This is a genomic window from Paenibacillus sp. Root52 (assembly GCF_001426865.1).
Taxonomy (GTDB): domain Bacteria; phylum Bacillota; class Bacilli; order Paenibacillales; family Paenibacillaceae; genus Paenibacillus.
On sequence record NZ_LMFO01000008.1, the window covers coordinates 15335 to 27193 of the forward strand.

General features: G+C 44.7%; 9 protein-coding genes. 1 reads left to right on the forward strand and 8 read right to left on the reverse strand.

Annotated features, from left to right (window positions below; all coding sequences use genetic code 11):
* Nucleotides 1–323: 323 nt before the first annotated feature.
* Entirely contained in the window at nucleotides 324–1067 is a 744-nt protein-coding gene (locus tag ASD24_RS09910) for a PmeII family type II restriction endonuclease (RefSeq protein ID WP_056695012.1), read from the reverse strand.
* A 79-nt stretch (nucleotides 1068–1146) separates the two neighbouring features.
* Complete coding sequence (locus ASD24_RS09915) at nucleotides 1147–2913, reverse strand: ABC transporter ATP-binding protein (RefSeq protein WP_056695013.1); 1767 nt, start codon at nucleotides 2911–2913, stop codon at nucleotides 1147–1149.
* 274 nt (nucleotides 2914–3187) lie between these two features.
* Between ASD24_RS09915 and ASD24_RS09920 the strand changes: the two genes are divergently transcribed.
* The gene (locus tag ASD24_RS09920; RefSeq protein WP_056695015.1) at nucleotides 3188–3586 is read left to right on the forward strand and encodes a hypothetical protein; all 399 of its coding nucleotides are present in this window, start codon (nucleotides 3188–3190) and stop codon (nucleotides 3584–3586) included.
* Nucleotides 3587–3707: 121 nt separating this feature from the next.
* Here ASD24_RS09920 and ASD24_RS09925 read toward each other — a convergent pair whose 3' ends face one another.
* From ASD24_RS09925 to ASD24_RS09950, 6 genes are all read right to left on the reverse strand, one after another.
* Nucleotides 3708–4088, reverse strand: coding sequence for a hypothetical protein (locus ASD24_RS09925; RefSeq protein ID WP_056695017.1), 381 nt, complete (start codon nucleotides 4086–4088; stop codon nucleotides 3708–3710).
* A gap of 365 nt (nucleotides 4089–4453) precedes the next feature.
* Nucleotides 4454–5845 (reverse strand): hypothetical protein, encoded by a 1392-nt coding sequence (locus ASD24_RS09930; protein ID WP_056695023.1) that lies wholly within the window; start codon nucleotides 5843–5845, stop codon nucleotides 4454–4456.
* Between the two features lie 56 nt (nucleotides 5846–5901).
* Nucleotides 5902–6813 carry an ATP-grasp domain-containing protein gene (locus ASD24_RS09935; RefSeq protein ID WP_056695028.1) on the reverse strand — a complete coding sequence of 304 codons (912 nt, stop codon included), beginning with the start codon at nucleotides 6811–6813 and terminating at the stop codon, nucleotides 5902–5904.
* A gap of 136 nt (nucleotides 6814–6949) precedes the next feature.
* Nucleotides 6950–7543, reverse strand: a complete 594-nt coding sequence (locus ASD24_RS09940; RefSeq protein ID WP_056695032.1) for a YdeI/OmpD-associated family protein — start codon at nucleotides 7541–7543, stop codon at nucleotides 6950–6952.
* 154 nt (nucleotides 7544–7697) lie between these two features.
* Nucleotides 7698–8087 (reverse strand): hypothetical protein, encoded by a 390-nt coding sequence (locus ASD24_RS09945; RefSeq protein WP_056695037.1) that lies wholly within the window; start codon nucleotides 8085–8087, stop codon nucleotides 7698–7700.
* The gene (locus ASD24_RS09950) at nucleotides 8087–11749 is read right to left on the reverse strand and encodes a glycoside hydrolase family 2 TIM barrel-domain containing protein (protein ID WP_056695198.1); all 3663 of its coding nucleotides are present in this window, start codon (nucleotides 11747–11749) and stop codon (nucleotides 8087–8089) included. The genes ASD24_RS09945 and ASD24_RS09950 overlap by 1 nt, the downstream gene beginning before the upstream one ends.
* Nucleotides 11750–11859 lie beyond the last annotated feature (110 nt).

Sequence of the window (11859 nt, forward strand, 5' to 3'; positions counted from 1 at the left end):
CTTCGCTCAAAGCGCTAACGAACCTGACACATCTTAAACAGCGGATTAGCTACGTATGGAGGATTTAACGAACCTCAGTAACGCTATTCCGTCATAAAACGGTGTCGAAACCTAAAAAATCGACTGAATCGGCGAAATAACACCTCTGCGATTCGTTAGATCTGAGATCCGGGAAAATAGGAGCCAATAGCGTGTATCAGGTTCATTACATCAAAATAATGCTAAAGGGGATGTCTCTCGTCATATTCATGACTTATGGGACATCCCCTTTTGGTATACATGAAGGCACTGGACTTCCTGCTTCACTCATTTTTCAAATCTACTTAAATCTCAGTTAATACTTTCTTCGGTTTCAATGTCTCTTCAATCTCCTTCGCCAAGGAGCGAATCACATCTTCTATTAATTCAGAGCTATCGACTTCAGAAGCCACATCCCCTATAGCATCGGTGATTCTCTGATAGAAATCCACTTCACCCGTTAGCCGATACCAGAATTCCTCCCCAATAATGACCGGATATTCAGCGTCAATAACTTTGTAATGATTACTTAGATCCTCACGAGTACCATAGAAAACACCAACGATTAAATCCTCCGTACCCACATTCAATTTATTGGTTCTAGCTAGGTTTTTAACAGCTTTGAAATGACCTTTGATCGTCTCAATATCATCTTTATTGATCGTATTGGGTCCGGCTTTGATCTGACAGTATTTCTTCCGTCCATCCACTTTATCTATGAATTCAATATCGATGCCCGATGTAGTCGATGCGAATCCTTCCAGCACTTCACTACAGAACTTCTGAAGCCGATCTCCAAAAATAGTATTAATGGATGTCCCCAACACACGAGGATACACTAAGGCTCGTGCGATACTCTCCGGATCATCCTTCCCTGTTAGAAAGCTTGCTTTATACTTATCCAGAAAAGGATTCAGATTGAATTCTTTTAATCTCCGAAGTTTCTCCGTATTCTTTTGATGACTAGGCACAATCTCTGCTTTGAAAAAGTCCTTCGCCTTCGTTATAATGTCTCTCAATGTATCATCGTGTAGTTTCAGCTCACTCATCTGCTAGATTGCCTCCCTGATATCCGAAGTTCATATAGCATCATCCTACCATTTCCTTCCGTGTCGGTCACTATGCATTTTATGCGTTACTTACTCCACTTACGTCAGGATTCACGATGACATCTGTCTGATTGCCTTTGTGAACTAACTGCTGGTACAACCCTCCAGCCGCCAGAAGCTGCTCATGACTGCCACGATCCACAATTTTCCCCTGATCTAATACAATAATTTCATCTGCATTCTGGATTGTCGATAACCGATGAGCAATGATGATTGTCGTTCGCCCTACCATTAATCTCTCCAATGCCTCCTGCACTAAGCTTTCCGACTTCCGATCTAGAGCAGCCGTTGCTTCATCTAATAGAAGAATTGGAGCGTTACGGAGTAGTGCTCTGGCGATGGCAATTCTCTGCTTCTGTCCCCCTGATAAAAAGGTTCCCCCCTCACCGATGTCTGTCTCGAATCCATCTGGTAGTTCCAAGATAAAATCAAGCGCATTGGCATCCTGTGCCGCTGACCTGATCTCGTCCTCCGTGGCATCCAGATTGCCATTCGCAATATTCTCGCGGACCGTGCCACTGTATAGGATGTTATCCTGAGGAACAAGAGCAAAGTAACTTCGCAATTCCTCCAGTTTCATTGACTGCGTATCCGTATGATTGATTCGAATCTGTCCTTCATTCTGCTGGAATAGCCCTAACAACAACTTAAAGATCGTCGACTTTCCTCCGCCGCTAGATCCTACAATTGCAGTTACTTGCCCTGGCTGCACAGCGAACGAAATTTGATGTAATACGGGATGTTTCGGATTATAGGCAAATGTGAGATGATCTACCTCTAAATATGCAGGTTGCTGATTAATGGTCTGCTCAGGCAACTCTGTATACTCATGCTTCTGATCCATTAATTTGAAAATACGATCTGCCGCCCCAAGGGCTTGTTGTAAATCTCCCCAGAGTGAAGCCATGCCTGTGAACGGCCAAGTCAAGTGATTCAGGAGCTGGATAAATGCGATTAATCCGCCAATCGTCATTGAGCCATTCGAGACAAAGAGAGCGCCCATAACGAATGTAATAATAAAAGAAAAATGTCCTACCGCGATTGCTGTAGCGGACAGCGAAGCATGAATACGCCCGCCTTCAACCTCCAAGCGACTGATGTCCTCACTGCTCGTATGGAATCTGCCGAACAATTTTTTCTCTAAGCCGAAGGTTTTGAATACAATACTTGAGCCAAAAATCTCCTGCAGAAGAGATGTCATTTTCCCGACACCGGTCTGGAGTTCCTGTGAATTTCTCCTGAGGGATTTCCCATATAATGCACCGATTAGTACGGTCATGGGACCGATGATTACACAGATTAGGGCTAGTTGCCACTGGATCGTTAACAGATAGACAAAGGCTAAGATGGCAAGTAACGGACTGCGAACGAGATCAATAATCGTATCTGTGCATGCACGGCCAATCGCTTGGTTATCACTGGTCATACGGCTCAGCAGCTCACCTGAATGATTCTCGTTATAGTGTGACTCAGGCAAACGAAGTAATTTTTTCAATGTATCCAGACGAATACGGTTACGGATCTTGGAGGATACTCTGGTCTTGAAGTATGTATCGACATAGCTGTTAATCACATTGAGCAGAAGAATAATGACCCCGGTTAAGGCTAGAGACTTCCATAAAACCTGACCTTCCGCGACGGCGGCATTCGTTACTTGGTTCAGATACCAAGCCATCCCCAGATCCAGCCCTATACCCAGAATCATCGTGAAAAATAGGATAACGTAACTACTCTTGTACTGTAGAGAATAACTCATTAAACGCCAAATCGTGTGTTTTGGTTTCATATGATCCACCTTTCTCATTTTGGATTATAACCAGTCGAGAATCCATATAGATTCCATTTGGAATCCAAGGGGAATCTATATGGAGTATATATTATTACACAATTCCAAATATTTCAATATGCATTATTTCACCTTTCCTTGACAACATGGCTGAATTGAATGAATATGAAGAGGACGACGACTTATTTAATACACATAAGATGTACATGCACACATAACGAAGAGCGCCGCTAAATATTGGAGAATTGAATATTCTCTTAATGGAGATGATAGAATGGCAGACTTAGAGAAAGTCAGCATTAACCTCGGGCCTGTTGATTTGGGGCAGATCGACCTTCTGGTAGACCAAGGGTATTATACGAACCGTACCGATCTGATTCGCATAGCAATTCGTAACCAATTGGATAGTCATGCAGCAGATCTGAAGCAGTTCAGAGAAGAGTATTATTACGTGATGGGAATTATGGATTTTGATCGCGAACGATTGGAAGAAGTTTTGCGGAATGGAGCTAAGCTCAGTATCAAAGTCATTGGTGGATTGATTGTTTCGAAGGATGTATCGCTAGAATTAGCCCAAGCTGCATTTGGTAAAGTGAAAATCTACGGGATTATCCGCGCTCCCGAGAACATCAAGAAATTTTTGCGCCAGTTGCATGAGGAAGGTAAGGCATAATAGCAAAAAAAGAGCCGTTAACACACCAGCTATCCTCTAGCGAGTGGTTATACGGCTTATTGGCTTTACTGTCTCTTCAGAACGAATACTTACTGAACGATTAGTGACTCGTGGTAACTTCTTATTTCCCCTCAAAATACTGAACAATTTCATCAGGGGTCGTTGCTTTCAACACGATTTCATGCTTCTCAAATACAAGTATGACTGGATAGGTGCTTAGATCAAATAACTTCTCATAATCAAACTTCTGCTCCACACTAACATCATAGAAGTTAATATGCTGAATCGGTTTGTCTGCCCTTACGCTTGTATTAATATCTTGTATTTTCTTCAGCAAACCCTCGACAAATTCGCGATCAGAATCTTGGTTGGAGAACACGATCACCGAGACATCATTCGTTTGACCGTTCACCAAATAATCGATGGCCTTCTCTTTATCATTCTGACCACAACCGGAAATTAGAAGCATTAGCGCTACAACGAGTACGAACCATTTTTTCATATTACATATCCTCTCTTGGAAAGCAATGAAACTCCCGACTTATCAACTTGTTAACTGGGGCACATCCATTCTTTCTCTTTGTCTTGTTCATTCTCAACATATTAAAAAATTCCTTCTGCTTCGTGGAAGTGATTCAGAAGCTCATCCCCCATCTTCCCCCTTCAACAGATGAAATATCCATTTCCACATTATAATATATGTTACAATTACACTATTATGGAATAAATCACTTTATAGGAGGATCTACTATGCTAAACAAAAAAAGTATTTTGATCGCCTTAATTTTAGGTCTCATCATCCTGATCCTACCTGTTGTTCTGTACCTGTTCACCACATCAAGTTCATAACGAGGCGAAGCGCGGAGATTAATCGCTGCCTCCACCCGAATCACTACCTCCGCTGTCACTCCCTGAGCTATACGAGCTATCGTTATCATATGAAGATGTATAGGTACCACTGCTGCTTGCACCACTCGTTTTGTGATAGTTAGCTTTTCTATTCCTTTTTTGGGTACCATGTTCGAATAAGCCAACCTTGTAGTTCAGACGTTCGTATGGATATTCGGCAGCAAACAATGGACGATATTCGCCCCGGAGAGATAGAACCAGCAGGAGCAAAGGCGTTGCCGATATGCTCTTAGATACCGCCGCCCTGGATGATTTCTTCCGCTCCTTCTGTAGCATCTGTCTAATCTCCGGTTCGAATTGATTCTGGAGATGAGTCCAATCCGTTTTTCGGCTACAACGTGAGCCAATTCGTAGTACAAGAGCGGTCTGCAACACTCGTTCCAGCGACTCCGCTGCTTCTCCGAGCCGTTCCGTAGGTATTCCTTTTTTATACTTCCTACGCCAGCGATGCAGTGATCTTGACCATTCACGGTCCATAGGTGCAATCTCTCGTCCTGGGAGGAACAAGCGAACGAATAACATGATTATGATTGCGGTCAGCACATCGGATCGAAATGCAAATTGAACGCCCTCCATCAATACAGTCGTCATGAATAAACTAAATACCGCAAGCTGGAACACCCAACTTACATACACACGCCTCCAACTCAACAGCCATAACAGCAATGCTAGGCTTAATCCAATAATATCAGCTATACCTAATCCATCTATCTGACCTAAAGCTACAACGAGTATAAAGAGAACCGGGTAAAGAATTCCTACCATTAATCGGAGTAATACTGGCGTTCGAACGATGCCTTCCCATCCTCTTGATTCACGAATCTGTGCCACCCATCGCCGCAGCCTTTTGTTGTCCAACTTCTCTCTTTCACGGTAATAATACAAATTTTCGGCACTTTTACTTTCCTCTGAGCTGGGACCAGCTAACGTATCTAGACGGAACTTCTGTGCTCCAAAACCATGTTCTCCAATAAACCATTGGATTAATTCACCTTCGTCTGGCATGATCTGACCGATCTGCTTCGTCTTCTGAAATTCCAACGTCACATTAGGCGCATATTGATCATCTTGATATCGTCCTTTGGTTGGTATAACGCGGAGAGATAATATCCCTGAACGGGTAAGAGCAAATAATGAAGCAAGGGTGTCCCGTAGGCGCATTTTACCTTTATTGAACACATAAGCAAGAAAAAGTGGATCAGCCTGTTCAATCTCTTCATCGGTATAACTGCCCTTGGACATTCGATTTCGAATGGAGAGCAGTATTTGCAATACCAACACCGCTAGAATCACCCATACGAGCTGAGTTCCAATACGTTGAATCCAACCTTCTTCAAATATTCTTTCCACCGCATATCCCTCCTCCTAGCCTCCATACCAATGAATACTCTGGTGAATGCGACTCTCTAAAACTCAATCATTGCCGACTTCAAATTCTTATAAAATTGCTGGGCATCTGCATAATCTGGTAACCCAGCCACTTGCCCATCTCCAAGCTCAAGAATGATCCATGAACCGTCCGTAAGTTTGGCAAAATCCATTGTAAAGAAACGACTTTGAATCGTGCTGGCTATGCCCATGAAGGACTCTAATTGAGCGACAAAGTCCTGATCCTCTCCTTCATCCCAATAGTTCGACACGTACAGCGGCTTGCCATCTAGGACAAAGACTCGCATCTCTTGGGACAAAGGCATGCCACTCTGCGGATGATTCGATAGGAATGCCAGCTGGGCGTATTCTCTGAATACCAGCCCTTCATTTAAATCAGAGCCTTGTAGTTCAAGGAAGGTCTGAACCACTTTTTGCACGTGTGCCTGATCGGATGCATCTGGGATATAACATGCTTCATGCCATTCATGCTTTCTCGATTTCACATAATCCTTGACCATAATAGGCGCTTTGCCAAACGTCTGGACTGTGTCTCTTAGCCAATCTGCCGACTTGTGCATCTCAGACTGATGAATCCAAACGGAACGTGGGGTGTATGGCTTAATCAGATCGTAAGAATCGGGTAGATAATGGCCATGCTGATATTGGTCAGGTGTATTAATGAGATACAGATTGATTGAGGTAAGCGCATTGTACAGCGTCTCATATTCACTTGGCTTCATCATCCATCCACGGTATACAATCAGGGTTGGCTCTATCGCTGCAGCTAGATTCTTAATTGCCTGCTTCGGTTTGCCATCCACGAGCAGTGACTCCAGGTGAATTAAACCCACATCCAGACCTAGCTGCTTCGCATATGTATACTCTTCCTCATAACTCTCATCCACTTTCCGCTCATCCAGCGGAGAACTGCAATATATTATTTTCACCTCGGCTTATCTCCTTTCAAACATGTAACACCAATGTATTCCTATTACTTTAACATATTTGATTTTTCAGAAAACAGCTCTTTCAACAGATTAACCCAGCATCATGATCGATACTGGGTCAACTGTTGATCATATTCTAATCATTTAATCCTTTACCATCAAGGATTGGCTTCACATACTTTTCAACCCTTGAGGCTCTCGTCTTCGATTGCTTAGCGTCCGAGAAATAATAGATGTATGCTCTTTGTCTCCCAGGGGTCAAAGCTTCAAATGCCGTTTTCAGTTCAGGCATTTCATCGAACTTTTGTGAGAGTTCCTCTGGAATGGCATACTCTGTCGTTTGCTTCATTTCCACCTTCTGTCCGGAATTTTCAATCTCAACGGCCTCTTGAATATATGCTTTTATCAGGTGTTCCATCTCATCTATTTGCTCAACATTCGTAAATCGAATCTGGCGTGCTGCCTGTACATTATTCGTCTGTTGAATCAGGATGCCTTCCGTATCCTTCAACAATGCTCCCTTATGAAACAAAAGCGCACAGTATTCTTTGAAGCCATGGATCAACACCACGTTTTTGTTCTGAACCGTGTAGCATGGATGCATCCACTTGTAATCCTCGGTCAACCCACAGTCCAAAATAATCTCCCGGAGTCTCACCGTTTCTTCCTTCCACGTCTTGGCTTTGCTTAAATACTCATCAACCTTCGGATTAAGTCTGCTGTCGGTCATCAGGACTACCCCTCTTCATCATCATAAGCTACGTTTTCCTTACTTTATCATGAGTTCAAAAAAACACAAAGAATCCCCTTCAAGCGAGCGCCCTGTACTTAAAGGAGCCATTTAGTTGAAGGGGATTACTCTGTTACTCTACTTTGGAAAGACGTTAATCATCCTTTTTTTCTAGGAAATCAATAATCTCTTGCGGTTCGCTCGATTCCATGATGACTTTGTTGTACTGAAAAACTAAAATCTGAGGGTAACTCTTAAGATTGAAAATCTTCTCGTAATTGTAATTTCGGTCATCATTAACGTTAACCAATGTCACATTTGTTACCGGGTTATCTTGTCTAATGTTGTTATTCAGTTCATCCAGACCTGCCTGCAGTTCTCTAACGTACTCTTCTTCCCAGTCACGTTCTCCAAACATAACGACAGATATTTCATTCTCGCTTTGTTGTGTACGTAGCAGATGCTCGGTAGCCCGTTCCACGTTGTTTTTCCCGCAACCCGCGATAAAGATTACAAGCAACAGTGCAATTAAAGTCTTCTTCATCACTCAAAACGGAACCAGCCAAAGTCAAACTGACTGCCTGGCAGGAAGATAAAGGTCACCTTTTGCACACCTGTCACCAGTTCAAGTTCAAATACCCGTTCCTCATATCCCTCTGACTGTGTGAACTCGACAAGCTGATTGCTCTGTCCATCTGCTCCTGAGAAACGAATATGAATCGTGTTTTTGTCGATAGGCGAATGACCGCAGATTACAAGTTTGGATGTACCTGCAGCCGTAAAGTCCATATGATCGAATTCCAGCGAGACATTGTTTCCGATCCCCTCAACCGATTCACCCTGAATGGTAAACGTATCTCCATACAGATGGTCACACGATGCAGCCGCATTCTGCTCAAAGGCTCGGCTTTGGCGTTCAAAGGTAAAGCCCTTGATGTGAATCTTCTGCTTCAGTACAAAACAAATGGATGTAATTCCACGCAGCCGTTTGGATAACGTATATGTGTCTTCCTGGTACACATTCCATCTGGATTCCTTCTGATATACCACATCGGCAATCAATGTGCTTCCCTCTTCACCAGGCATACCTTCCCAAATCTGCAACGGGTATTCCTCGTTAGATAGAGCAAAGATCGGAATCGTAATGGTATCCGAGCCATATGCACCGAAGTCGATATTGCGGAAGCCCACATGCGTTTCCCCATCTCGACTCGTCGCTACACCACGTTCGTTCCCATTGCCCACGTCGCCCTTCGAATAATCATAGAGCCCACCGGAGATAAAAGCGTATGGATCGTGATATGCCGTTCCTAGCCCGGTGGCAGTGAATTCAAGTTGAGATATCAGTTTGATTTTGTCCGTGCCGTTCTTACTCGTGGCGCGAAGGCGGAATGCACCATCTCCCAGCGCAATGACCTTCACTTGGCCTACTTCAGCCGAATTCTCTACCGAGTCCGAATCGAGCGGCTCTACTTTGGAAATGTTCGATTCAATGCCCGCATCATTCACCACAGACCATTCGATATCGCGGTACGATGTATTCTCCGGGTACAACTTCGCTTGCACCACCATTGCTGGCGTCGAAGGGTCTAACACCTGTCCTGCCGGGCTAATGATCTCGATTTTGCGCAAAGGAATCTCGTCTGCATTTCCGGTATGAACAGCCCGTTCCTCATTGCGCTCGAATACAGCCCGTACCTTCGTATCTTGAACATTGCTTTCCGAAGCACTATTCTCTGAAGCACTGGTACCTGCATTCACATGAACAGCTTGGAACTTCGCAGATGCCTCTACTAGCCCTTCGGACGACACCTCGATCTTCACAGTTCCAGCTTCATAGGTTGCGCCGATAATTGCCATTAGCTTGCCACTGAACAACCTACGGCTGGTTCCCTTATACGGATCATAATCCGTACTATCTCCGTTATCCAGCCCTAACAGACGCCCCGCACCCGTCACGCGCACCTGCACACGATTGTTGGCATTTTGCACCGGGTTGCCATCTTCATCTTCCACGTTGATCTCGACAAAAATAAGATCCTTACCATTCGCAGTTAATTGCTCACGGTCTGCATGAAGACGAACAGCCTGTGCATCTTTGTAAGATCGCTGAACATCGGTTGCAATCACATTGCCCACTTCATCGTACGCAATCGCCTTCAGTTCTCCAGCGACATAAGGTACTTTCCACCAGCCAACAAGCTGTTTTCCATGGGCATGGTCAATGTTATACGTGCCGATCGTATCACCATTCAGCTGCAGTTCAATCTTTGGCGCGTTACTGCACACGCGTACATCAATGACCTGACCAGGGCTGAAATCCCAGTAAGGGAAGAGGTGCACCATTGGAGCCTTTTTGTAATCCGTCCAAGCGGATTGGTAGATATAATAGGAGTCTTTCGGGAAAGTGGCCGTATCAATCTGTCCAAAATACGAGTTCTTCGTATGATACGGTGTTGGCTCACCGATATAATCGAATCCTGTCCATAGGAACTGTCCAAGCGAATAAGGGGTATCCCGTTCTGCCAAAATACACGCTTCTGCCGACTTCGCTCCCCAGCTTGTCGTACTGTTTCCCAGCGCGGAGCACTGCTCATCATCATCAGCCAGAATGGATTGCTCGAATGGGAAATGATAGATTCCCCGGCTCTGCACCACAGATGCCGTCTCACTGCCATAGATAATCCAGTCCGGATGTTCCTCATGGTGCTTATCATAATATTTTTCCGCGTAATTATATCCTGCAAGCTTCACGATATCCGCACATTTCTGCGCATTTTCCCAAGGCATGTAGTTCGAACCAATCGTAACACGCGCATTGTGCTTCGGATCGAATTCCAGCACATAATCCATCAGCATCCGGGTGACTTCCTGTCCCCGCTCATCTGCATGCGTATCATAGATCTCATTACCAATACTCCACATCATCAAGCTTGGATGGTTACGGTCACGCATAACCCAGCTCTTCACATCCGTATGCGCCCACTCCGGGAAGAATCTCGCATAATCGTAAGGTGTCTTGGCACGCTCCCACATGTCAAAAGCTTCTGAAACAACCAGCATGCCCATCTCATCGGCAAGCTCCATGAACTCTTTGGCAGGCATATTATGAGCGGTTCGAATAGCATTAACGCCCATGTCCTGCAACAGCTCAAACCTTCTACGCAGAGCGACAAGATTGAATGCTGCACCCAAAGCGCCCAGATCATGGTGTTCGCAGACACCGTTCATTTTCATTTTGACCCCATTCAGCAAGAAGCCATCCTGCGGATCAAACCTAACTTCTCGGAAACCAACGTTTTGAGTGAAACTCTCTATCGTTTCATAACCTAGGCTACCCTGATGCTGTACCAGCTTCTGAGCATTCTGGTTTTCAGTTGGATTCTCAGTCCCCGCCTCAGCCTCAGCTTGAGCTTGAGCCGCAGCGTAAGTCTGGTCGTGATCCACTGACGCCACCTGTAAATCGGTCACCAATTGATAGAGATGCGGTTCCTCCGTGCCCCACAGATTCGGGTTCTCTACTATAAATTGCTGGCGATTCGTAATAGTACTAGCATTGCTAGATTTACTATTATAACCAGCATTAGCTACATAATCATCCTCAGCTTGCTGAGCATTCGGCGTCAATGCCTCTGTAGTCGATGCTACAACCTGACCCTCATAGAGCAAAGTGTGCACAAGCTGTGCGTCCCGATCAATAACGACATCTGTATCCACCTCAACCTGCCAGCCATCGGACTGCTTCTGCATGGATACATACGTACCATTGGTGACAATATGATTGTGATCCCTCGTTTTCAGCCATACATTACGATAGATTCCCGCGCCCGAGTACCACCTGCTGTTAGGGCTCTGATGCACCACCTTGACGATGATTTCATTATCTCCCTCGACCAAGGCCGCTGTGATCTCGTGTTCAAACGCAGAATACCCATACTTCCATTCCCCTACCAACTGCCCATTCACATACACGGATGAATCCATATACACCCCGTCAAAACACAACAGTCTGTGCTTATCATCCTTCGTAACCTGGAACGACTTGCGATACCAGCCAATACTATCCTCATACAGATCCAATGTGTTATAAATTAACCAATCATGCGGAAGCTCCACAGGTTCGAACGTTAATCCCCCAGGCTCCGTACCATCTAGTCCACTTTTGGCGAATGCCCATCCATCATTAAAGAGTTTTCTCGAATTCATCGCTCTCTCACATCCTGTCCCAATATGATTGCGTTTACATAAAAAGAATGAAGCTACACCGATAACCTTTTCGATCATCGTCATATAACCCCCTCTACTCTACCCGATTA

Excerpts from the sequence above, each read along its gene's own strand:
- ASD24_RS09925 (WP_056695017.1), bottom strand. The coding sequence starts at position 4,088 with ATGAAAAAATGGTTCGTACTCGTTGTAGCGCTAATGCTTCTAATTTCC.
- ASD24_RS09940 (WP_056695032.1), bottom strand. The coding sequence starts at position 7,543 with ATGACCGACAGCAGACTTAATCCGAAGGTTGATGAGTATTTAAGCAAA.
- ASD24_RS09915 (WP_056695013.1), bottom strand. The coding sequence starts at position 2,913 with ATGAAACCAAAACACACGATTTGGCGTTTAATGAGTTATTCTCTACAG.
- ASD24_RS09945 (WP_056695037.1), bottom strand. The coding sequence starts at position 8,087 with ATGAAGAAGACTTTAATTGCACTGTTGCTTGTAATCTTTATCGCGGGT.
- ASD24_RS09910 (WP_056695012.1), bottom strand. The coding sequence starts at position 1,067 with ATGAGTGAGCTGAAACTACACGATGATACATTGAGAGACATTATAACG.
- ASD24_RS09950 (WP_056695198.1), bottom strand. The coding sequence starts at position 11,749 with ATGAATTCGAGAAAACTCTTTAATGATGGATGGGCATTCGCCAAAAGT.
- ASD24_RS09920 (WP_056695015.1), top strand. The coding sequence starts at position 3,188 with ATGGCAGACTTAGAGAAAGTCAGCATTAACCTCGGGCCTGTTGATTTG.